At 44.8% G+C, this 22,293-nt stretch carries 17 protein-coding genes and 1 pseudogene; 11 read left to right on the top strand and 7 right to left on the bottom strand.

Annotated elements, in window-relative coordinates; translation table 11 throughout:
* Window positions 1-113: 113 nt before the first annotated feature.
* The 4 genes from NC996_RS13615 to recJ all read left to right on the top strand — a co-directional run bounded on the left by NC996_RS13615 (window position 114) and on the right by recJ (window position 6,910).
* Window positions 114-1,262, top strand: a complete 1,149-nt coding sequence (locus NC996_RS13615; RefSeq protein WP_190689177.1) for an alanine--glyoxylate aminotransferase family protein — start codon at window positions 114-116, stop codon at window positions 1,260-1,262.
* A gap of 352 nt (window positions 1,263-1,614) precedes the next feature.
* Entirely contained in the window at window positions 1,615-2,325 is a 711-nt protein-coding gene (locus NC996_RS13610) for a hypothetical protein (protein ID WP_190689174.1), read from the top strand.
* A 9-nt stretch (window positions 2,326-2,334) separates the two neighbouring features.
* Complete coding sequence (locus NC996_RS13605) at window positions 2,335-4,092, top strand: zinc ribbon domain-containing protein (protein ID WP_190689171.1); 1,758 nt, start codon at window positions 2,335-2,337, stop codon at window positions 4,090-4,092.
* A 442-nt stretch (window positions 4,093-4,534) separates the two neighbouring features.
* Window positions 4,535-6,910 carry a single-stranded-DNA-specific exonuclease RecJ gene (recJ, locus tag NC996_RS13600; RefSeq protein WP_190689168.1) on the top strand — a complete coding sequence of 792 codons (2,376 nt, stop codon included), beginning with the start codon at window positions 4,535-4,537 and terminating at the stop codon, window positions 6,908-6,910.
* Between the two features lie 58 nt (window positions 6,911-6,968).
* Here the strand turns inward: recJ and NC996_RS13595 are convergent, their stop codons facing one another.
* Window positions 6,969-7,682, bottom strand: a complete 714-nt coding sequence (locus tag NC996_RS13595) for a YdcF family protein (RefSeq protein WP_190689164.1) — start codon at window positions 7,680-7,682, stop codon at window positions 6,969-6,971.
* Between the two features lie 292 nt (window positions 7,683-7,974).
* Here NC996_RS13595 and ctpB point away from each other — a divergent pair, with 292 nt between their 5' ends.
* Window positions 7,975-9,282 (top strand): carboxyl-terminal processing protease CtpB, encoded by a 1,308-nt coding sequence (gene ctpB / locus NC996_RS13590; protein ID WP_190414839.1) that lies wholly within the window; start codon window positions 7,975-7,977, stop codon window positions 9,280-9,282.
* A gap of 175 nt (window positions 9,283-9,457) precedes the next feature.
* On the opposite strand, the pseudogene NC996_RS13585 reads toward ctpB, so the two are convergent.
* The 3 genes and pseudogenes from NC996_RS13585 to psb28 all read right to left on the bottom strand — a co-directional run.
* A pseudogene (locus tag NC996_RS13585) lies at window positions 9,458-9,826 on the bottom strand (four helix bundle protein); the annotation flags it as partial.
* A gap of 123 nt (window positions 9,827-9,949) precedes the next feature.
* Entirely contained in the window at window positions 9,950-10,462 is a 513-nt protein-coding gene (locus tag NC996_RS13580; protein ID WP_190414837.1) for a MogA/MoaB family molybdenum cofactor biosynthesis protein, read from the bottom strand.
* Window positions 10,463-10,949: 487 nt separating this feature from the next.
* Window positions 10,950-11,285, bottom strand: coding sequence for a photosystem II reaction center protein Psb28 (psb28, locus tag NC996_RS13575; RefSeq protein WP_190414836.1), 336 nt, complete (start codon window positions 11,283-11,285; stop codon window positions 10,950-10,952).
* Between the two features lie 299 nt (window positions 11,286-11,584).
* On the opposite strand from psb28, the gene NC996_RS13570 reads away from it, so the two are divergent.
* The gene (locus NC996_RS13570) at window positions 11,585-12,169 is read left to right on the top strand and encodes a DUF99 family protein (protein ID WP_190525116.1); all 585 of its coding nucleotides are present in this window, start codon (window positions 11,585-11,587) and stop codon (window positions 12,167-12,169) included.
* A 93-nt stretch (window positions 12,170-12,262) separates the two neighbouring features.
* On the opposite strand, the gene cax is transcribed toward NC996_RS13570, so the two are convergent.
* Entirely contained in the window at window positions 12,263-13,360 is a 1,098-nt protein-coding gene (gene cax, locus NC996_RS13565; RefSeq protein WP_190415026.1) for a calcium/proton exchanger, read from the bottom strand.
* A gap of 221 nt (window positions 13,361-13,581) precedes the next feature.
* On the opposite strand from cax, the gene NC996_RS13560 reads away from it, so the two are divergent.
* The 5 genes from NC996_RS13560 to NC996_RS13540 all read left to right on the top strand — a co-directional run bounded on the left by NC996_RS13560 (window position 13,582) and on the right by NC996_RS13540 (window position 17,851).
* Window positions 13,582-14,484, top strand: coding sequence for an EamA family transporter (locus tag NC996_RS13560; protein WP_190689158.1), 903 nt, complete (start codon window positions 13,582-13,584; stop codon window positions 14,482-14,484).
* Between the two features lie 522 nt (window positions 14,485-15,006).
* Complete coding sequence (gene aroF / locus NC996_RS13555) at window positions 15,007-15,909, top strand: 3-deoxy-7-phosphoheptulonate synthase (protein ID WP_347277798.1); 903 nt, start codon at window positions 15,007-15,009, stop codon at window positions 15,907-15,909.
* Between the two features lie 285 nt (window positions 15,910-16,194).
* The gene (locus tag NC996_RS13550; RefSeq protein WP_190689153.1) at window positions 16,195-17,199 is read left to right on the top strand and encodes a nucleotidyltransferase domain-containing protein; all 1,005 of its coding nucleotides are present in this window, start codon (window positions 16,195-16,197) and stop codon (window positions 17,197-17,199) included.
* Window positions 17,200-17,264: 65 nt separating this feature from the next.
* A complete protein-coding gene (locus tag NC996_RS13545; RefSeq protein ID WP_199303312.1) occupies window positions 17,265-17,474 on the top strand; it encodes a hypothetical protein in 210 nt (69 codons plus the stop codon).
* Complete coding sequence (locus tag NC996_RS13540) at window positions 17,423-17,851, top strand: GNAT family N-acetyltransferase (RefSeq protein ID WP_339380487.1); 429 nt, start codon at window positions 17,423-17,425, stop codon at window positions 17,849-17,851. The genes NC996_RS13545 and NC996_RS13540 overlap by 52 nt, the downstream gene beginning before the upstream one ends.
* Window positions 17,852-17,998: 147 nt before the next feature.
* Here NC996_RS13540 and NC996_RS13535 read toward each other — a convergent pair whose 3' ends face one another.
* Together NC996_RS13535 and NC996_RS13530 are read right to left on the bottom strand one after the other, a co-directional pair.
* Window positions 17,999-18,838, bottom strand: coding sequence for an SWIM zinc finger family protein (locus NC996_RS13535; protein WP_190672406.1), 840 nt, complete (start codon window positions 18,836-18,838; stop codon window positions 17,999-18,001).
* A gap of 2 nt (window positions 18,839-18,840) precedes the next feature.
* On the bottom strand, window positions 18,841-22,023 hold the full coding sequence (locus tag NC996_RS13530) for a DEAD/DEAH box helicase (protein WP_190689150.1): 3,183 nt from the start codon (window positions 22,021-22,023) through the stop codon (window positions 18,841-18,843).
* Window positions 22,024-22,293 lie beyond the last annotated feature (270 nt).

Raw genomic sequence — 22,293 nt, 5'->3', positions numbered from 1 at the left:
CGGGATCTCGCCTTCACGAATTATTTAAGACTGCTATATCAGTAGCGTTACTTGCACTCAGCTAACCTTTAGACTCTAAAATAGTCCTCGCTTGATCGAGCCTAGAACCAATCATGACTCTAACCTCCTCAATTAACAACACGACTCGGCTGCAACTCGCCCCTCTAGAAATTCCGACTCGTTTGCTGCTGGGTCCAGGCCCATCCAATGCCCATCCCGCTGTCCTTCAGGCGATGAATACCCCTCCGGTGGGGCACCTCGATCCAGCATTTCTGGCACTGATGGACGAAATCCAGATGTTGCTGCGCTATGTTTGGCAGACAGAAAACCCCCTCACCATTGCAGTCAGCGGGACGGGAACGGCAGCAATGGAAGCAACCATTGCCAACGTTACCGAACCCGGTGATGTGGTTCTAGTGGGCGTTAGCGGGTACTTTGGCAACCGCCTCGTGGATATGGCAGGACGATATGGTGCGGATGTGCGAACGATTACCAAACCTTGGGGGCAAGTGTTCCCTATAGACGAACTCCGAACCGCCTTAGAAACTCATCGCCCTGCGATTCTGGCTTTAGTCCATGCCGAGACCTCCACGGGGGCACGCCAACCGTTAGAAGGAGTCGGTGACCTCTGTCGTGAATTTGATTGTCTGCTATTAGTGGATAGTGTTACCAGTCTGGGGGGCGTCCCCTTGTTTCTAGATGAGTGGAAGGTTGACTTAGGTTATAGCTGTAGCCAGAAAGGGTTAGGTTGTCCTCCCGGTGCTTCGCCGTTTACCATGAGTCCCCGTGCAATTGAGAAATTGCAACAACGTGGCACGAAGGTGGCTAACTGGTATTTAGATATGACGTTGTTGAGTAAGTATTGGGGCAAAGAACGCACCTATCACCACACGGCCCCGATTAACTTGTACTATGCTCTGCGGGAAGCGTTGCGTTTGATTGCAGAAGAAGGAATCGAAAATAGCTGGACGCGCCATCAAAAGAACGTCGAGTATCTCTGGGAAAGTTTAGAAAACTTAGGACTTACTATGCACGTTAAACGAGAGTTTCGCCTGCCAACCCTGACAACAGTTTGCATTCCAGAGGGTGTGGATGGGAAAGCGATCGCGCGTCAACTCCTCAACGAACACAATATCGAAATTGGGGGCGGACTGGGCGAACTCGCAGGTAAAGTCTGGCGTGTGGGTCTTATGGGCTTCAACAGCCGTCCAGAGACTGTGGATCGCCTTGTGGAGGCATTAAAGCAGGTCTTACCTCATTAGGTGAGAATTTAAGGTGCTAAGAGAAACGCACCCTCCAAAAAGGCGATCGCGCTTTTCTCTAGTCTCTGGGTAATTATCGTCCGTTAGTTGTCTTTCATCCCCAACTGCTGCTCATTAGTTGGCAGTTGGGGTACTTGAATGAAAATTGCGACCGTCCAAATCCTCGACAACTTATTATCAAGTTCCATCAACTAGAAGTCTTTGGTTTGTGCTAACTGTATCCCAGGGATAAGCCTACGGCTACAATATTAGCGTCAGACTTTCCCTCTTAAACAGTTGTAGGAGTTGTAGTGGTTGTATGTAATCTGCAAACAACTTTAATGTATAAATCTAATAATAGAGAGGTAAAATTATGGACTTGAGTGAGGAGCAAAGTCCGGGAGCAACCCAAATTTTCATAGAACTTCAAGAGAAACTAAGGCAAAATCTAAACGTTTCTCTTTTAGAAAATATAGAAAAACTATCTCAAGTAGAAATAAAAGCGCGTGCCTTTGCTATTCTCGGTCAAGTTATACGCGAAAAGCCCTATTTATCTCAATCTCAGAAAGAAATTACAACCATATTTGATGAGGTGTTTGCAGATGTCGTAACTTCAGTATATCTAGCTGGATGCTCCCTGGATAAACCTGCTCAAACTCTTCTTCGTAGAGTATTAGAGCTTGGTGTTGCTATCATATACTTATGGGATATGCCTCATCAGTTCTGGGGATGGAAGTGCCACGATAAGGATCTTAACTTTAATGAAATGATTGATTACCTCAATAGTCCCAGTTATAAATCATTTATTTTAAATGAAAATTATAAAAAATCTACTGCCTTTCTATTTGAGGTGGAAGAATGCAAGAAAATATATAGAATTCTTAGCAATACAATACATGGAAAAATTTCTACCTTTGAGTCTGTTTTACCCGACCGTTTTAATCATAATTCTGTAGATTGGCAAAAGCATCTCGATCTAGTAACACAAGTCCAAAATATACTGTTACACCTGTGGGGAAATCGATTTAGCGACAGTTTTTTTGAATTAGAAAAAAAATTACCATCCCTTTCCCGATTGCAATAAATTATAAGAATGTCTGAAAATTCACAAGTTTTAGAGTTACTACAGGCTGCTAGATGTGAGGATCTAGTCTATACCCAAATTCCGCAGTTAACAGTTTTAGGTAACTTTGAACGCAAAGTTGTAGACACTGTAAAAGGTGGTGGCGCTCATCTTTTGGAAGGTTCTCGTGGCGTTGGAAAGTCTATGCTACTTAGGCAAGCGGAATTCGAGATGGACAGAGACTTTACGATACATCGAAAGTTAGCTGTATATGTTACGTTTCAAACCAGTACCTTACTAGAGGGAATTAAAGTAGGGGAACGGGATGCTTTCCAATCTTGGGTAGGTGCAAAAATCCTTGAAAAATTACATGAAAAGCTTCTTTTTCTTGATTTGATTAGTCATCAAAGTGTGATCGATCCATACGAGGCAATGTTTGGTATAAAATCTCCTAAAGAGACAAAAATATATTTGCAAGAAAAAGCCCATCAGTTGCAAAACCTAGCGATGGCAGTAAATAAGGAAGAAATAATAGCTAAAATCGGAAATGATTTTTTTGATAAAGTTAACGATTTAGGCTATGTAATGGAAACTCTTAAGGAAATAATTGCAAAATTCGATCTACAAAAGATAGTCTTTTTATTTGATGAGGCCGCTCACACTTTTATTCCTAGACAACAAGAAATTTTCTTTGAAATATTTAAACGTATTCATGGCGGTTCAATAGCCGTTAAGGCAGCTGTTTATCCAAGCATAACTTCTTATGGAAAGAACTTTGAACCTGAGCAAGATGCGATAGCTATACCAATGGATAGATTTGACCATACTATTGAAGGACGTCAGGCAATCAGAGAAAATTTTAGAGATATGTTGAAAAAGCGCATAGATTCTGATAATTCTTTATGTAAAAAGATTTTTAGTAAAGGTCAGACACTAGATATCTGTATTTATCTTTCTACAGGAAATCCTCGGGCATTTTTACATATTTTGAATCGCACTCTTGAAAAAGCTCAACAATTAAAAGAAGGGTTTTCTGAGAGGGCAGTTAGGTTAGCAGTACAGGATTTTATTGATAAAGAACTTATTCCTTATCATCAAAACTTATCCAAAAGAATCCCTAAGTTTTCTCACCATGTTGGTGTTGGGATGGATTTATTACGGAGTTATATTATTCCAGAACTTAGAAGTAAAAACCATCGTCAAAAGCAAAATAACTACCAGTCAGCTTTTTTCACAGTTCGACGTGATATGTCGCCTAATCTTAAACTAGCATTAAATATTTTATGCTACTCAGGCGTACTAACAAACAAGGGAACAATCGCTGTTTCTGATAAAAAAACTGGTTTTAGATATATGGTGCATCTTGCACTTCTTGTTACAGAAAAAGCATTTTTAATGCCTGATTTGGCAGAGGCGATCAAGGTTTTAAGTATTAGATATTCTAAAGAGTTTGCAGGTGACGATCCGCAGTTTGAAAGTTATTTAAGGGCTTTAAAAGAGGCATCAGACCAATGTGCTAATTGTTCGGCGGACTTACCACCCAATGCAAAGTTTTGCCCTGAGTGTGGGCAAAAAGTTCAAGCAACATCCATCATAAGTGGCTTACTAGAAGAATCAATTGATGCTTTATCTATTAGTGGAAAGCTTAAAGATAGAATTAGGCAGCAGTTCCCTAAGATTGGTGATATTGTTCAGGCGAAACGTACACAATTAATGGCTATAAGATTGATAGGAGAAGTTCGTTCGAGGATAATCAAAAACGCGGCAGATGAATTCATCTCTGGGTAACTATTGCTGTTGATGGCGTTCTTGTATCCGTTCGGCAATGATCTTATTGCAAGTATTTCTATCAAATAGATTGCCAAAGCCATCAGTAAATGTTGAGGATGTCCATTCATCCGCTCTAAGATGGTCTTACGAGGCTGTAAAGTTAGCCAATGCTGGCTAAGCAGGTGTTTTAGTAGTTCGCTGCTGGTTGTTTTTTCCTTTGCCAGAATTTATAATAAATATATATGTGTCTCTTGATCCAAATTTACACTTAGCATAAAACTCCCTGCACTTTTAACTACTACGAGAATAACGTAGCAATGTCTTATAAGTCTTGACAATACAATTGCAATCGCCCAAACATCGCTTTTAACTCAACATCTGCCAAGGCGAGCGCTCCCTTCTTTTATCTCTTTTGCAATTATTGTGAGATAGGATGCCAGAAAGAGGGATAAAAAGAAAAATGTCACAGCAGCAACTTCAATGGCAAATCCAATCAACGGTTGAACCACCAGCGGCATTTATTGAGGAAGTCAGACGCCACGCCCCAGGATTACCCGGACATTATGCCGCACAGCTGTTGTGGCAACGGGGGATTCGCGATATTCAGCAATTGTCAGGGTTTTTAAATTCTCAGTTGTATCACCCGGCAAGTCCCTTTGAATTTGGGCAGGAAATGCAATGGGCTGTAGAACGATTAATCAAAGCCCGTAACGGTGGGGAAAAAGTTGCCATTTGGGGAGATTTTGATGCTGATGGGATTACCGCAACATCGGTTCTCTGGGATGGACTGGGACAGTTTTTTAGCCAGCAGCGGCAGCTAGTTTATTACATTCCCAATCGTTTAACCGAGTCTCATGGACTCAATGAACGGGGAATTGACGCCCTTGCTCAGGATGGAACGAAGCTAATTGTAACTTGCGATACTGGCAGCACAAATCTGAAGGAAATTGAATATGCCCATCAGCTAGGGATTGATGTAATTGTCACGGATCACCACACCCTGCCAGAGGAACGTCCAGCGTTGACAGCTATCATCAACCCTCGCTACTTATCCAATGACCATCCGATGTTTCACCTTTCAGGTGTGGCTGTTGCCTATAAGTTAGTGGAAGCACTTTATGAAACTTTGCCGGATGTTCCCCAACAGCCGTTAGAAGATTTATTGGATTTAGTAGCAATTGGTTTAATTGCCGATTTGGTGCAGTTAAGCGGTGATTGTCGCTACCTGGCACAGCGAGGAATTTCAGTGCTACAACAGCAAACCAAAAAGCGGAATCGTCCTGGGGTGGCTCGTCTATTAGAATTGTGTCAGAAAAGTGGCGATCGCCCAACGGATATTTCTTTCGGTCTTGGCCCTAGAATTAACGCGGTTAGCCGCATTCAAGGCGATGCTTCTTTCTGTGTGGAGTTACTTACCAGCCGCGATGAGAAGCGCTGTCAGCAGTTGGCATTAGAAACAGAATTAGCCAATGCCCGTCGTAAATCATTGCAAAAAGATGTCGCCGCTGAAGTTAATAAAAAATTAAGCCAGTTGGACTTATCAACCACTAGCGTGATTGTTCTTTGCGATACGCAATGGCCTGTCGGTGTCTTGGGTTTAGTGGCGGGGCAAGTGGCACAGGAAACAGGGCGTCCTACGATTTTGTTGAGTACAGAGGGCGATTTGAGTGAAAACGCTTTAGCACGCGGTTCCGCCCGGTCTGTGAATCAAGTCGATCTTTACCAGTTGGTGAAAGCGCAAGAACACCTCTTACATCGATTTGGCGGTCATCCCTTTGCTGCTGGGTTGAGTCTCCCAGTTGATAAGATTCCCCTGTTTACAGAAGCTGTTAACCAGCAATTGCGAGCTTCTGTGGGCACGCCAGATGGGACACCTTTAGCGCCGATTGTGCAGGCAGATTTGGTGTGTACGGTCAGTGAATTAGGAAGAGATTTATTTTGGGAACTGAAACTATTAGAACCCTGCGGAATGGGCAATCCAGTACCAAAACTGCTCATTCAAAATTGCTGGTTTGAAAATAGTTGGAATAGCAATACTCAGGACTTAAAAGGCGCAAAAGTTCAATATATCAAAACTACTTTTAAAATTCGGGATAACTCTTGCGAAACTGGGTTTTCCGGAATCTGGTGGGGACATTATAAGGAAGAGCTACCCCAAGGTAGATGCGATGCAATTGTCGAGCTTGATTTTAATAGCTACGAAAATCCTAATAAAGGGATTAGACCTCACTATGAAGTGCGGATAATTGCCGTGCGTTCTTTAGAACAGCCGCAGCAGTTAGGCACTCCGAACCAGATAGACTGGATTTTAGACTGTCGTGAGGAGTCCCCACTTGCTACTGCTGCGCTATCAGTTCTGCCAGTTCGAGAGTGCCCCAGTAGCTGGGATGAGCTGCAAGTGTGGTTCAGGCGGGCAATTCAGGCGAATCAAACCCTCGCGATCGCTTATCCTCCCCCAGAACCCGTTCCCCCCAGCCAAATCTGGCTGCAACTGTTAGGAATTGCCAAATATCTGAGTCGCACGGGTCAAGAGGCGACGTATACTCAACTGCACCAAAAGCTGGGAATTAGCGATCGCACTCTCCAACTCGGATTAGAAGCCATCTCTCATCTCGGCTTCCATGTTAAACAACTCGACTGGATGGTTCAAATTACTTGGCATTCCCAGGAAGATGCCGGTCATTCTGATTTAGGGAACGCACAATTACCGAAAGCAGAGACAGCCATTGAACAATTTATCGCAGCAGTTCAAGAAGAACAATTTCGCCAAAGGTACTTCTATGAAATTCCCTTGTCTACCATTCGAGCAATGGCTGCTCAAACTGCGGTTTATTAAAAAATGAGTCGGCGATCGCATTTGTTACGGCTGGGTAAGAGAATGCGATCGCGACTCGCTACTGAATATTCCCCTGGTGTTCGCACTTAAAACCCCGCCGACGCCAATCTTTTATATCTACATCCTTCAGGGGAATTAATTTTGAACATTTAGGCTGATAAACCTGACTCACCATTGCCCACAACAAACTACGAGATAAGTCCAATCCTGTCTTGAAAGAGGATTCTCGATTGCCAGGAATGCCTTGTTCGGGAACAATCTCTGGCTCTACCCAAATGCCTTGAGCGCCCATGAGAATCTGTGCTAGCCACTTAGCTCGTGGTAGATGGGTACCGGAAGTAATTAGTTTGACTTTTTTTACTCCCCATTCGCGTAGAATCGGCACACTATAGTAGAAGTTACCAAAGGTGGAGTCTGCACATTTTTCTAACCAAACTCGCTCTATGGGAGCATTTTCCCGTTGAAAAATTAGCAAAATGCACGGTTCGGGAGAACCTTGAGAAATTAATATGCGGGTTTGCGGGTATTCTTTTGCAAGCTGAGCTACGTATATTTCTCTACGAATACTACCTCCTAAAACCAAATAGGCATCTACTGGACCGGACGCCGCAGAGCGCAAAGTTAGCATAATAGTTAATAACCATGTCCCCAAGATGACGCTAAAGATAGCGATCCCTGGTGTTAGAAGTTGTCGCCATCTTCTGAAACCAGCCCGCCTAGATAAGTTGATGCGATCGCGCACAGTTGAACTACCTCTGCGTTTTCCGGGCATTTTGAGAATTTGAAGGGTATTTAGCCGATGCTTAACACTACTTTAGCTAGCCAAGCGATTTTGTTGTTCTTTTACTCTGGCGGCGATTACACTTAGGTAGACAAAAATTTGCAGGGGAGTCTAGCTAAATTAGACTGTTATCCTTGTTACAGAGACGAATAAGGAGGACACTGGGCGAACTGGCACAAAATTGATGCAGCCTGGTTAATTAACCTGAGTATCTTAGAAATAGTTCGTTTCAGGCGTCACGCGGTATCTACACATTAAACCCCACCCGTTCGAGCCACCGTTCATGAATCCATCCCCAAAAAACTTTTCCTTGCTCCATGTTGCTCTCTTTGGTGGAGCGATCGCCACGACAGCAGCTTTATCTTTCTTTGGCTCCTCCGTTCGCGCTGCTCTACAGGAAAGTCCAAAATCAGTCGTCGATGAGGCATGGCAAATTGTCAACCGCGAGTATGTTGATGGCACCTTTAATCAGGTGGATTGGCAAGCAAAGCGGCAACAGCTGTTGAACAAAAACTATAATTCCCGTGAAGATGCCTACAAGGCGATTCGGGAAGCATTGGAAACCTTAGGCGATCCCTACACCCGCTTTTTAGATCCTAAACAGTACCAAGCCCTCACCAGTCAAACTTCCGGCGAACTTTCTGGCGTCGGTTTGCGCTTGGAACTGAACGAAAAGACTCAGGTTCTTACCGTCGTAGAACCCATTGAGAATTCCCCAGCAGTGAGAGCGGGACTTCAGACTGGGGACAAGATTTTGACAATTGATGGCAAAGCCACAAAAGGGATGAGTGTGGAAGCCGCCGCTAACCTGATTCGGGGTGAGGTGGGGACGAAAGTAAAGCTTAAGCTGTCACGAGACGGAAAAGGCGACTTTGATGTGACATTGACCAGAGCGCAGATTGAAATAGCAGCCGTCCGTCAGTCGGTCAAGCAGGAAGGCAAGTTGCGCGTTGGCTATATCCGTCTGAATGAATTTAGCGCTCACTCAGCAGAGCAGATGCGCCGCGCTATCCAATCCCTGAATAACGACAAAGTAGATGCTTTTGTATTGGATTTGCGGGGAAATCCGGGTGGATTATTGCACGCGAGTGTGGAAATTGCCCGGATGTGGATGGACAAAGGTGCTATCGTCCGTACCGTAGACCGCAAGGGAGACAACGAAGAATTTGCGACAAATCGCACGGCGCTGACACAGTTGCCTTTGGCTGTGCTGGTAGATGGCAACTCGGCAAGCGCCAGCGAGATTCTCTCAGGTGCGTTGAAGGATAATGGTCGAGCCACAATTATTGGCTCTCAAACCTTTGGCAAAGCGTTAGTGCAGTCGGTACATTCTCTCTCTGATGGTTCGGGTTTAGCGGTCACGATTGCCCACTACTACACGCCCCTAGGAACGGATATCAGCCACAAGGGGGTGACTCCGGATATCAAGATTGACCTGAACGACGATCAGCGAAAGCGTCTGGGGACGAATCCATCACTGGTGGGAACTCAGCAAGATCCCCAATATGCTCGCGCGATCGCAGCTTTGGAAAACACCCGCCTTGCCCAACCCAATAAACCTCAACGGACCCGACCGATTAGCGTCCGGTAAGAGCAAAGGAAGTGAGGACTGAAGAGTGAGGACTGAGGGTTGAGGGCTGAGGACTGAGGACTGAGGAAAAGAGGAAGAAGTAAGAAGAAACTGGAGAAAAATTGACTGCTTTTAAATATTTCTTTTCTTCTAGCCCAGTCCTCAATCCTCTGTCCTCAGTCCTTTTTTGTTGGTATTTTTGTTTCTCAACGGCAGCGCGAAGACCGCCTGTAATTCGAGCAACTTCTTGTGCCTGTGTTAAAAGCTGGTTGAATTCAGTCTGCTTGAGATAACCAATATCAAAGGCGACATAGAGTTGAGAACGAAGTTCGGCACAAGAAGATTTGGCGATAGAAAGAAACTGATGAAACTCTGCCCGACCACCTCGCTCGAAGCCTTCTGCAATATTAGACATTATGGAGACTGCTGCTCGTTGAATTTGCCTAGAAAGCCCAAAGTCTTTTGCAAAATCACCCTGTTGAGTGACTTGATAAGTTGATTTTGTAAGGATTCTAGCTTTTTGCCAAGCAATCAAATCTTCAAATCGCTCTACTCTATCTTTCACTCGCCTATCCCCCTCTATTTCTCACTGACTCGCCTGTAAGACGCCTTCACTCCTGACTCTTGACTCCTGATTCCTGACTCTTCACTTCTCAGTCCTCAGCCCTCAGTCCTCAGTCCTAACTCTTCACTCCTCACTTTTCTGTAGCTGGCTAACTAAGTGAACAAGTTCTGGCAAAATTAGCTGTTGGATGGCAAGTTTAACGGCATTGGTAGAACCGGGGATGGAAAATACCAATTTGGTTTGATAGACACCGGCAACGGCGCGAGATGCGATCGCCCGCGAGCCAATTTCTTGATAACTGAGAAACCGGAACAATTCGCCAAATCCAGGCAAGATTTTTGAGAGCAAGCTTTCTAGAGCGTCGTAGGTGGTATCTCTCGGCGCGATGCCAGTGCCTCCATTGAAGATCAAAGCATCCAGATCCGGGCGTTGGGCGAGTGCTTGCAGCTGCGCCCGAATCTCCTCCGGTTCATCTTTGAGAATGGCGTACTCTGAGACCGCATGACCGGCATCTCGGAGTAACTGTTTAATCAATTGACCGCTTTTGTCGGTTTCGGGCGATCGCGTATCGCTAACTGTGATAACAGCGCAAGTCACTGTCATCCTCTCCGGGTCTGGGTGAGGCAGATTGGTCATGGGTAAGCTATTCCCTCAAGAGTTTTGAGTTTTTAAAAACGGGCTTTTCTGGGATATCTTACTGCCACACGGCTGTCCGATTAACCGTTCCTACGAATCTTGACTCCTGATTTCGCTAGCTCTCGGTAAGGGCACGCGCATTCAAATACTGTTCGGTTAACTCAAATTTTGCATCAAGCCCTCAGAATGGAATTTTGCGGCGATTGCATTCCAAGTCCTAAAAGCGCGAACCAACCGAAAATCTAGGGTTCTGTAACCTGCTCCCGGCAGGTTTTCATGTGTGCTTGCTGTCGCTGTGCGGTTTCAACCGCTCAGTGGAGGGGTGTAGAGACGCATTAGCGAAATGGTGCATTCGTGCTGCGACACGTTAACGCAGTGCAGTGCCGCACCATTTCGCGTCTCTACCGGAGGTTACTGGTAGGCAAATGAGCTTATCCGAACCGGATTGCATGGGTATTGCCTGTGCCCCAAGCACTTAGCTCTTTATTTAGGACTGGCTAAGTTCCAAACCATGATCTTTTGCATACCGTTGCATGAAGCGCATGAAGCGATCCCATTCTTCAGGAGACTTCATCAGGTAAGTTGCTTGGAGGTCTTTTGCTTGACCGTTGACAAATACGCCCTTGACTTCTCTCGTCAACAGTTCTCCTTCCTCGTCAACCATGTACATCCCAGTGATTTCCCCTGAGGTTTCGGTGTTAAAGGCGTTGGGACTTTCAAAATAAAACGTAGCGGTGCCATGAGCGCCACTCTTAGAGCGGGTTAGCTTTACATCCGGTATGACTTCTTCGTTGATCCCTCTGGAAAATTGAATTTGAGCCATAATTCTGCCACCAAGTTTTTATGATAGATAACTTAACATTTTCTCATTATTTAGAGCGGACTGGTTCAGCTTTCACGGGTGCTTTTGGGCACTTTAGTACCTCGGATGCCACCAAGAGGCCTGAGTTAGACGAGCGATCAAGTTAGAATTAAGCATATTTCCCTAAAAATTGGCAGAAATAAGCTTTTTTAGGACGATTAGTATGGTTTAGTTTCTTAAGCTCAAAAATGCTGCTTTAAGCGCTTCTAAAAGGGAAAATTAGCTTAAAATCACGGATGCGATCGCTTTTTTGGTGTGAGATGAATCTTGAATCTTTACTCCGACTCAATCGCCTAATTCGCGTCATCGGCTTCGATGATGCGCCGTTCGCACGCCGTAGGGGTGGTAGTGCCTCCATCGCTGGGATCGTTTGTGCAGGCACCCGCTTTGAGGGCATGGTGTGGGGAAAGGTGCGGCAAGATGGCTGGAATGCAACTGATACCGTTTGTAAGCTACTGCTCGGTAAAAAGTTCTTGCCGCAATTACACTTAGTGCTGCTCGACGGCATCGCTTTTGGCGGTTTTAACGTAATTGACCTTCCTAAGCTTGCCGAGCGATTGGAACTCCCCTGCGTTGCCGTGATGCGGCGTCAGCCTGATCTAGCCGCTGTCAAACAAGCCATTCACCACTTGCCACAGCCAGAGCGACGGCTCAAGCTTTTGCAGCGTGCTGGTGGAATTTATACCTTCCCGCCATTCTTTTTCCAAGTGTGCGGTGCTGAGCCAGACGTAACCGCTGCGGTGCTGCAACGTCTGACTGACTGCGGCAACGTTCCAGAGGCATTACGTCTGGCGCATTTAATTGGAGCAGCGGTGGTGAAGGGAGAAAGCGGACGTTCGGCGTAAGGATTTGGTAATGAGAGTTTTGAATTTTGAGTTTTGAGGCGAGCAGAAAGTCCTTTAACTCAAAACTTTTTCCCAATTATCAAAAAACAACCCTTAGGCGGGATGAAAGTAAAAAGCTGCTCCCAAGACGATGTAGGTTGCTAAGAGCAGTACGCCTTCTAACCAGTTAGAGCGTCCGTCTAGACTGATAAGATTGGCAACAGTGACAGCGATCGCTACCGCAATCACTTCAAAAGGATTGAAGTTGAGATCCATTGGTTGACCAATGACAACTCCTACCAAAACTAAAATTGGAGCCACGAGCAGGGCAACTAATAAACTAGACCCCATCGCCACAGAGACGGATAAATCCATATTGTTCTTGAGAGCGACGTTGACCGCAGTTACATATTCGGCTGCACCGCCAACGAGAGGCAACAGAACAACACCTGTAAATAAGGGAGTCAAACCCAGACCCTTTGTTGCTTCCTCCACAACTCCCACAAAAATCTCTGACTCAAAGGCAACTGCAACCGTAGAGGCTACTAACACACCAATCCAGAGCCAAAGATTCGGTTTGTGGGCAGTTGATTCAGCTTCAGAACCGATTGAATTTGGTGAGTCTAAATCGACTAATCCCACCTCGTAAAGATAGCTATGAGTTTTTAAAGAAAACAGTAACGTCAGAGCATAAACTACGATTAACACAGTGGCAACTGTGAGGGAGAGATTGCGAATTGCATCGAGTGGAACACCATTTGAGGTATTGATGACCGTCGTGGGCAAAATAAGAGCGATCGCTGCCAGCGTCATCGACGAACCATTCACCCGCGCCACAATCGGCTTGAATTCCTGTTCTTTATAGCGCAGTCCTCCTAACAGCATGGAAAGTCCCATGACCAGGAGTAAATTACTGATAATTGTTCCAGTAATACTTGCTTTAACAATGTCAACTAAACCAGCATTTAGAGCTGCTAAAGCAATAATTAGCTCGGTTGCATTTCCAAAGACTGCATTTAACAATGCACCAATCGAAGGCCCCGTAACGACGGCAACTTCTTCAGTCGCAGTGCTTAACCAAATTGCTAGGGGGACGATCGCGATCCCTGATGTAATAAAAATGGCAAGCGAACCCCATCCTAAATATTCAGCAGCAATTGAAATGGGTACAAAAATTAGCAGGACGTAAGAAATAATTTTCTTGATTGACATAGCGAATTGTGGCTGAAATTGCAGAGCATGATGAATTTTCCCACCCGATGAGACGTAGGAAAGTAGCAACGAGTTCTCCCCTGGATGGTTGAGACGAGTCATACTTTCACTGCTTGATGTCATCGAAAATTGGGCACCTCTCACCTCTGTAAGAATATCTGGAAACTTGTCAATTGCACCCTGTCGTTTCTCGTATGCTGATGTAGAAGCAGGAGGACTCGATGCCAAACGACAAACGAGAGGAAGGAAGAACCGCGCCTCGCCCCAATCGAGTGGGAGTTGCTCTGATAGCCGTCTCCGCAACGGGTTTTGCGACGCTGGCGATCTTCGCCAAGCTTGCCTATGCGGAAGGGTTAGATTTGTCCAGCACCCTGGCTTGGCGATTTACAGGCGCGGCAGTGGTACTCTGGGCGTGGCTGGTGTGGCGAGACGAGTGGCGCTTAAAACCGCAAGACGCGATCGCTTCCACCCTTTTGGGAGGCGTGGGGTATGCGATTCAAGCAACTCTGTTCTTCGGCGCTCTTGCTTACACCAGCGCTGGCGTTGCCGCTTTGTTGCTTTACACCTATCCCGCCTTTGTCACTGTCTTGACGTGGGTAATCGAAGGCGATCGCCCTGGGTTCTACCGGAAGATTGCCCTCGGTTTAGCCCTCACCGGCTGTTTGCTGACTGCCGATTTGGGTGGAACCACCGTGCAGCCTTTAGGGTTAAGCTTGGGGATCGCATCGGGAGCCTGGTACGCACTTTACCTAACCTTTGGGGCGAGATTAGTGCGATCGCTCTCTCCGGTGACAACCAGCGCCTATCTGTCTCTGGGAGCCGCCCTCTCTTTTATGGGAGCCGCTTGCTTGGGGCGGGGGCTGATTATTCCCCAAACGAGCATCGCCCTAGGGACAATCGCCGGTTTGGCAGCGATCGCCACAGTGCTGCCCATCATTACCTTGTTCGCGGGTATCCAGCGGCTGGGAACCTCCAGAGCTGCCATTCTCTCCACCATCGAACCCGTGGTGACAGTGCTGCTGGGAATCGTTTTCCTGGGAGAGCAACTCGTAGGCAGACAAATATTGGGAGGGTTACTGGTAGTCAGTTCTGTGGTGTTAATTCAGGCGTTTCCTCAAGATTAGTCGCTTGATTTACCCTCGCAGGGGTCTTGACGCAATTTGATCCCTTTGCTAAGTTCATGGATGAATGGACTTATTGCATAAAACTTAAATAAAAGAGTGATAAGTTCCATAGCGACCTAGAAAAAACTGGCTTTTGCCAGAATTCTCAGGTAAGCAGTAAATATTCAAATCAGGCATTTTCCCCCATGTTCATTAGCAGTTTTTACTTTTATTGGTTTAGGACGGTTCACCGGCAGTGAATCCAGTGCCCGCATTGGAACCGCCCGGTGAACCGCAGAGTAAAATCTGCGGTTTTTTGTTTTAAGGAGCAATTTTTCATCGTGATGACCTATTTCAGTAGCTGGTTTTATGGCTTTTATTTTTGGCCCACAAGTTCCGGGTAAATAGCGTCATGCCGATGAATCGTCTATAGCCCGGAAATACAAAAGGTTCCGGGCTTTTTTGTTGCCAAACTCTAACCTCCCCCTACCCTCTCCTACAAGGAAGGGGAAGAAACAATCTTTTAACTTCAAGGAGACTCAAATCATGATTAACGCCAAACTTGCCTCGCAATCCCACGCCAATCACCAAACTACTGTCAAACTTTCCGAACAAGTTTCCATCGGTGGGACGGAACTTGCGATCATCGGGGGGCCTTGTACAGTGGAAAGCTTGGAACAGATGGAAACGGTCGCTAGCCAACTCGCCGCAGCGCCCGTTCAGGCGCTGCGTGGCGGTGTCTACAAACCCCGTACCTCTCCTTATGCGTTCCAGGGAATGGGAGTGGAAGGACTCCAGATTTTGGCAGATGTGCGATCGCGTTATGGCATACCCGTCGTCACAGAAGTGATGTCAATTGGGCAAATAGAAGCTGTTGCGACTCATGCGGATATGCTGCAAATTGGGAGCCGTAATATGCAAAACTTCGATTTGCTGAAAGCTTTGGGACAAGCTGGCAAGCCAATATTGCTCAAACGTGGTCTAGCTTCTACGATTGAAGAATTTGTCATGGCGGCGGAATATATTTTAAGCCACGGCAATCCCGATGTGGTGCTGTGCGAACGGGGTATTCGCAGCTTCGATAACTATACGCGCAATGTGCTGGATTTAGGCGCGGTAGCGGCTTTGAAGCAGATAACCCACTTGCCAGTCATTGTCGATCCGTCTCATGCCGTCGGTAAGCGGGAATTGGTAGCACCTTTGGCAAAGGCAGCGATCGCTTGTGGTGCAGATGGCTTAATTATTGAGTGTCATCCAGAACCCGAAAAATCTGTTTCCGATGCTCGTCAGGCGCTTTCCTTAGAAGATATGGTGGATCTCGTTCATAGCTTAAGACCTGTAGCAGCAGCTGTTGGGCGAAATATATCGGAAGTAGGGGTGGGTTTCAATTTAAAACCTGCCCCTATTCATTTCTCTGTCAAAAAACCATGTGGACTTACGGCTTAATCCCATTGATTAATTCTGTCGCTATTTGCGTTCCTTCTTAGCCCCCCAATTCATGAGGTTGGGGGGATCTGCTGCCATGTGTTAGATTTCTCAAGGAATTTTAGAAGAGGTGCGATCGCTAATTTCTGCTAATACCAATTCTTTATGAGCAATATTTATTTTCTGTAGGGACATTGGATTGTTCTGTCCCGTACAGAACAATTGAATGCATTGTTATAAAGAGTTGGTATAATTCAATTCCTTTACAATCGCAACGGAAAGTCTACAAGCAGACTTTAACCGAAGATGACAAATATTACTCTCATTGCCTCAACAGGTGTCGAGAAAGTTGACGCGATCGCCTGCGAAATTATCGGCAAAATCGGGGAAAGTTTTCCAGGTCGCATTCGCGGCTATTATTTGGAAGGCAGTTATGCTAATGGTACTGCGGTAGCTACCAGCGATATCGATCTGCGCGTCGTTTTTAAGGGTAGCCTGACTTCTGACGAACGACAGGAATTCGCACAGGTAAGCGACGAGTGCCAGAAAATCACCTCGATAGAACTGGGTATGACCGCAGACAGTGAAGAGGCGCTGTTTCGGATTGGTGCGGTTAGGTTCCAGAAAGGCACGCTTCTGATATATGGGGAAGACATTCGCCCTCTGGTTCCAATAAAGCCAATAGATAGCTATATCCTGGACAGTATGCACTTTCCATATCGGTTGTTGACGCGATCGCGTGGCAATCCGGAGGTGTTAACGTTTCCTCTCGACCCCGATCCGGACGGTGAGTTTTATGGTTGCGATCGCCGTCAGATGCGTGCGTCGGATGGAACGATTCACTACGGGACTAAAGATTTAGTGTTAAATGTCCTTTGTCCGGCGACAGCACTCATCGCCCTAGATGCCGGACAATATGTGGTAACGAAGCGCGAATGTGTTATCCAGTACCGCAAATGGATTAATGACGAGTGGACGGCGCTTGTAGAAGGTATTTACGAGCAATGCCGCAATTATTGGAATTATCTGGTGCCGGAAGCAGAGGCAAATCGAAAGCAACTGAGGGAATATTGTAAAAGCGCTTTAGCTTTCGAGAACTATTTTCTTTGGCGCTACAAAGCATTTTTGCTTGACGAGTTGCAGCATTCAGAGGAGTTTCGCCAGTTGTATGCTGTGAAACGGTTGGGACAAATTATCTATCCTGACCAAGCAGTGAAGTTGGCTTTAGAAAATGTAAAAAAGAGCAATTCTCCAGAAATTCATCTGACAGTTGATGCCACCTTACAAAGATATCTCTCGATCTCAGGTTAAGCCAAAAACCAGAAAATCAACACTCAAGTTACATCTAAAAAGTAGGTTGCGATAAGATACGTTTCATGATTGCTCAAGCCACGTTAAAGACAAATAGGTTAGTCTTGCGTCCACTCACTTTTGAGGATGCTCTATCCATCCAGACATTTGCTAGCGTTCGTGAACTCGCTGATGCCATGATTTCCATTCCTCATCCCTACCCTAATGTGAAGCTGAGCGATACATCTCTAAGCAACTTGCAGAGTTTGAAGCGGGTCATTCTGTCACATTTGTGATTGAGAGCAAATCTGAGAGGGTGTTTAGCGGAATCATTGAGGTTCGGGATATTGAACGGGAGCATTCTCAGGCTGAACTGAGTTTTTGGTTAGCAGTTGAAGCATGGGGACAAGGTTACATGAGTGAAGGATTGAAACCAGTGCTTCGTTTCGGTTTTGGAGATTTATCTCTTAATAGGCTCTATGGCTATCATATGGTCAGAAATCCGGGTTCTGGAAAAGTATTTCAGAAAAACGGGTTTGTACAAGAAGGTTTGCTACGCCAGCGAGTGCGAAAGTTGGGAGTATTTGAGGATGTGGCGTTATGGGCAATTCTGCATAGAGATTGGCAAAATTCTCTAAGAATTACTGGTAAAGGATTTCACTCCACTTCATAAAAAGACTGATACAGATCCCCTTAAAAAAGGGGCAAAGAGCAAATTCCAAGTTTATCGCTATTAAAGGTAATTTGTATGAGCCTATTTTAATTGACGTAGAGACGCGATTAATCGCGTCTCTACAATGCACGCGAGAGATAAGCCGTCTTACATGACTTCTTTATTTTTTGTTTTCACTCGCTCATACAACTCCTCCATCACTTCAATAAAAGAACTATCTTTCTTCCAAAAAGGCGGAAAGTCTCCCTGCTTTTTAATCAAAATTGCTGGCAAACTTGCCAGCGATGCCATTTCAACAGTTTGAGGCAGTCGCTTCGTCCCCAGCCAAAATTCTCTGGGATTTATCTTCTCAGTAACGGGGACTTTTTCCAGTGGGGTGTAGTAAGACGCGGAGGATTCTAAAGGGATTTCTTTTGCCGTAAGTTCAGTGGATAAAACCTCTCCTAAAGGAGATTTTGCCAGTTCCGCTTGCAGTGCCTCTTTAGATAAACCTCTGAGTTCAAACAAGAGAAACGGATTGTGGTCTAGTTGGGACGCTACCAAGTAGTAGACACCCGCGATGTGTTTGCAGGGATTGGCGTAATCTGGACAAGAACAATTGGTTTTAAAATCTTTGCGATTGTGGGGGAGAAGATGCAATCCTAGGTCAGAAAAAGCATCTTCAATATTATCGGGAACTTCATTCATCAATAGCTTGGAGACAAAGCTAGCTTTTGATGAAAGGTGTTTAATCGCCTTCGACCAACTGGATTTATCAATCGGTGTAATTTCAATATTGATAATATAGGTTGGCTCTTTATAAACTCCAAAATAGGGATTCACTGAACCTTTGACAACAGCATTAATTTCATTCTGGTCAATTTTGTAGTGGAGGACTTTCCCCCCATTCGCATAGGAACGTCCTCGTCCTAATCTCGCAGGATCGGTAAAAGCTTCTAAGGCTTGAATGAAGCGTTTTCCCCACCAGGTACGGCTAAATTGAGCCATGATTACTCCAAGATTGCAGCTTTGTTCAGTGAAATCAGTTGTTTAAAGGCTTCGTTATCAAGTTCTGTCAGCCAAGCTTCATCGGTACCGACAACAGCAGAAGACAGCTTTTTCTTATCTTCAATCATTTTATCGATGCGTTCTTCCAAAGTCCCAATTGCAATAAATTTGTGAACAAATACATTTTTATTCTGACCAATCCGAAAAGCTCTATCTGTCGCCTGATCTTCAACGGCGGGGTTCCACCAGCGGTCAAAGTGAAAGACGTGATTTGCTTTCGTTAGCGTAATGCCAACGCCGCCAGCTTTGAGAGAGAGAATAAACACTGATGGTTCAGTTTCTGGGTTTTGAAATTCGGTAATCATTTGTTCTCGCTTGTTGCGGTTGGTGCCTCCATGAATGTAATAAGTGTTGTAGTGACAAGTATGCTTGAGGTATTTTTCTAGGGAGTCGCAGATTTCCTTGAATTGGCTAAAAATTAACAAACTTTCGCCTTCAGAAATGGCTTCCTCAACCATTTCTGCAAGACGGCTAAGTTTATGCGATCGCTCAGTTGAAAATTCGCTCCCATCTTGTAAAAATTGCGCTGGATGATTGCAGATTTGTTTCAGCCTCAGCAAGGTTGACAAAATTAACCCTTTGCGCTGAATGCCTTCGGAATCATTAATTTTTTCGCTCACATCTTTGACGACAGCTTCATAAAGAGAAGCTTGTTCTTTCGTCAAATTGCAATATAATTTTTGTTCGACTTTATCTGGCAGATCGTTAATAATTGATTGGTCAGTCTTGACTCGACGTAAAATAAAAGGCTCTACCAATTTCTTCAACGTCGTAGATTTTACCCGATTATTATCTTTCTGAATTGGGATCTCAAAACCCTTGCGAAATTGTGCTTCTTTACCCAAATAGCCAGGATTCAGAAAGTTAAAAATCGACCATAAATCCAGTAACCTATTTTCTACTGGGGTTCCCGTTAGTGCCAGTCGATGGTTAGCAGTCAACTTTAAAATTGCCTTGGTTTGAGCAGCTTTAGGATTTTTGATATTTTGCGCTTCATCCACCACCACTCGATGCCATTTCAGACTATGCAAAAGTTTTTCATCTTTTCGAGCCAAAGTAAACGATGTAATCACGACATCATGCTTAAGGCAAGCTTCTTTAAAATCAGCGACTTGTTGAAAGCGGCTACTGCCATGATGCACCATTGCTTGTAGATGAGGCGCAAATTTTTCGATTTCTTTTTGCCAATTTCCGACAACTGATGTTGGTGCAATTAACAAAGTTGCTAGGATTGAATCGGCAGATTCTTTTTCATTCACCAGCCGAGCAATGACTTGAACCGACTTACCCAATCCCATATCATCAGCAAGACAACCATTTAGACCGAGCGTTTCTAAATATTGCAACCAGGACACGCCGCGTTTTTGGTATTCGCGTAAATTTCCCTGCAACTTCGGCGGATTTTGAACCGGCTCTAGTCTACTTTTATCCTCCAATTTCGCCATCATTTCTGACAATGTCTGGTCATGCTCGACTTCAATATCATCCTCCGCTGCTGCGGCTAATTTCATGAAATCTAACAAAGTCATTTCTGGCTGTTCTTTAGCCTGAGATTGCCAGAATTCCAACATCTGCTGCATCTTTTCTTGGTCTAGTTCTATCCACTGACCGCGAAATTGCACCAGCGGCGTTTTAGCTTTGACGAGTTGCTGCCATTCTTTTTGAGTAACCGGCTGACCGCCAATTGATAGCTCGTATTGATATTCAACAATCGCGTCTAAATTAAAGTATCCTTTGTTAGCAGCTTTGGATTTACCAACGCTTCGAGAAGACGTTTTCAGCCGAACTCTAGCTTTCCGACGACCATCCGGCGTCCACCAGGCGGGAACGATGACTTTGTAACCGGAATCTTCTAATACCCAGGCGCTTTCTTTGAGAAATTCAAAGGCTTCTTGCAGATTAAGTTGCAACCCGATTGGCTGGTCAGTTTCTAATCCCTGCCACAGTTTAGGATACATCCGCGCTGCATATCCCAAATTCAAAAGCAGATTATTTTCAAAATCTTTGCCAAAGTATTTTTGAATATCTTTTTTACTTTTCTGATTCAGCCGCCAATAATCCCCTAAAGAAAGTTTTAAGGATGGATCTTGTTTGGAGTTAGCCAAGAAAACAATTTGCCAGTTATCTGTTTCAGAGTTAGCTTCTTTTAACTGAAAGCAGAGGTCAAAATTCCCTGTATTTTGGCTGCGGGTTAGTTTAGCTTTCCAGGCATACCACTGCTTGTATTCTTCTAAAGCTTTTTCGGTAGTTTGCGGGTTTTTGCTGTCCGGATAGAAACAATCATAAAGGATGGTATCTGTAATCTGCTGATCGAATTTAGCAGTCGAGGGAGTATGGGTGACAATTTCATGCAACAGACATTCAGAAAAGTGACGGAGTAAGCTTTCTTTAGAAAAAAATTCTACTGTTGTCCTGGGTACGGAAGAACCGGCAACGCAGACTAGAGGCATATAGTCTGCATATCTTTGAATTAAGGTTTCGTATTTTTCAGAAACAATTTCCCATCCTGAATAAATTTCAAAGGAATTAGCGGTTTGCTTGCGTTTTCCCTTGGTTACAGCAGGAAGTTCTCGATATTTGAGGCTGGGAATATATTGGTCTTTGAATATAATTTGTTTAAATGCTTGGGTATAGTGATACCAAAATAGGAGGTCTGAACCGATAATAATTTCACCAAAGTTATGTAAAGCCAAGAAGTGAATATCGTTAAGCAGTTTAATAACATTATTGACCTTGGCATAGCTATAACTGCCGGTTTTTACCCTAGCGTTAACTTCATAGGTATCAATTTCCCAGTCCGTAAATTCTTCATAGTCTTCGTTAACTTCTTCTTCCAAATATTTAATTAATTCAGGAGAAGGAAGAGGCTGGTTGTTCGCGGTGGGAAGAGCAATGTATTGAGTAGAAATATTCTCGCTAATCTTATGATAGGGTGCTGTGGCGATTCCCAGTTCATTGCTTAGAAAAGCTTCCAAGTCGTCTTTGGCAAGATGGCTGGGATGGCTGTTTTTTTGCGAGTTGCGGCGTTTTTTTAAAATTGGGGTTTCTACCCACAGGTAAAATGCACCTGTTTGTAGGAAATTAGCTTCTGCCTTAGGAATCCAAGTACCGTGGAGGATTTTCATAGGTAGATGCCTCAAGGAGAGTTTTCTCAAATTGTAGCGGGTTAAGGATGCGAACCTTTCGCAGAAGTCGTCCCTTGGGGACATTGCTTCTTATCTGTTGCAATTATTTAGCTATTTGCGTTCCTAGTGTCAAGTTTTCTAACTGGCTTCTGGATTAAAAAATGTAACGGTAAAAGTTAAAATCCGAGTAAAACAGAGCTTTCTACAAAAAACAAAGATTGGTCTTAGAAAGGCAGCCAATATGCTAAACGGTTAATTTCAGTTGTGGCT

This window comes from Trichocoleus sp. ST-U2 (assembly GCF_039961875.1).
Lineage (GTDB): Bacteria > Cyanobacteriota > Cyanobacteriia > Cyanobacteriales > FACHB-T130 > FACHB-T130.
Note: the sequence above shows the minus strand (reverse complement) of the source record. Positions and strands in the feature narration are given on the sequence as shown.

Bases quoted from the DNA above. Each gene is read 5' to 3' on its own strand.
- NC996_RS13615 (WP_190689177.1), top strand. From the start codon at position 114: ATGACTCTAACCTCCTCAATTAACAACACGACTCGGCTGCAACTCGCC.
- NC996_RS13610 (WP_190689174.1), top strand. From the start codon at position 1,615: ATGGACTTGAGTGAGGAGCAAAGTCCGGGAGCAACCCAAATTTTCATA.
- NC996_RS13605 (WP_190689171.1), top strand. From the start codon at position 2,335: ATGTCTGAAAATTCACAAGTTTTAGAGTTACTACAGGCTGCTAGATGT.
- recJ (WP_190689168.1), top strand. From the start codon at position 4,535: ATGTCACAGCAGCAACTTCAATGGCAAATCCAATCAACGGTTGAACCA.
- NC996_RS13595 (WP_190689164.1), bottom strand. From the start codon at position 7,682: ATGCCCGGAAAACGCAGAGGTAGTTCAACTGTGCGCGATCGCATCAAC.
- ctpB (WP_190414839.1), top strand. From the start codon at position 7,975: ATGAATCCATCCCCAAAAAACTTTTCCTTGCTCCATGTTGCTCTCTTT.
- NC996_RS13580 (WP_190414837.1), bottom strand. From the start codon at position 10,462: ATGACCAATCTGCCTCACCCAGACCCGGAGAGGATGACAGTGACTTGC.
- psb28 (WP_190414836.1), bottom strand. From the start codon at position 11,285: ATGGCTCAAATTCAATTTTCCAGAGGGATCAACGAAGAAGTCATACCG.
- NC996_RS13570 (WP_190525116.1), top strand. From the start codon at position 11,585: ATGAATCTTGAATCTTTACTCCGACTCAATCGCCTAATTCGCGTCATC.
- cax (WP_190415026.1), bottom strand. From the start codon at position 13,360: ATGTCAATCAAGAAAATTATTTCTTACGTCCTGCTAATTTTTGTACCC.
- NC996_RS13560 (WP_190689158.1), top strand. From the start codon at position 13,582: ATGCCAAACGACAAACGAGAGGAAGGAAGAACCGCGCCTCGCCCCAAT.
- NC996_RS13550 (WP_190689153.1), top strand. From the start codon at position 16,195: ATGACAAATATTACTCTCATTGCCTCAACAGGTGTCGAGAAAGTTGAC.
- NC996_RS13545 (WP_199303312.1), top strand. From the start codon at position 17,265: ATGATTGCTCAAGCCACGTTAAAGACAAATAGGTTAGTCTTGCGTCCA.
- NC996_RS13535 (WP_190672406.1), bottom strand. From the start codon at position 18,838: ATGGCTCAATTTAGCCGTACCTGGTGGGGAAAACGCTTCATTCAAGCC.
- NC996_RS13530 (WP_190689150.1), bottom strand. From the start codon at position 22,023: ATGAAAATCCTCCACGGTACTTGGATTCCTAAGGCAGAAGCTAATTTC.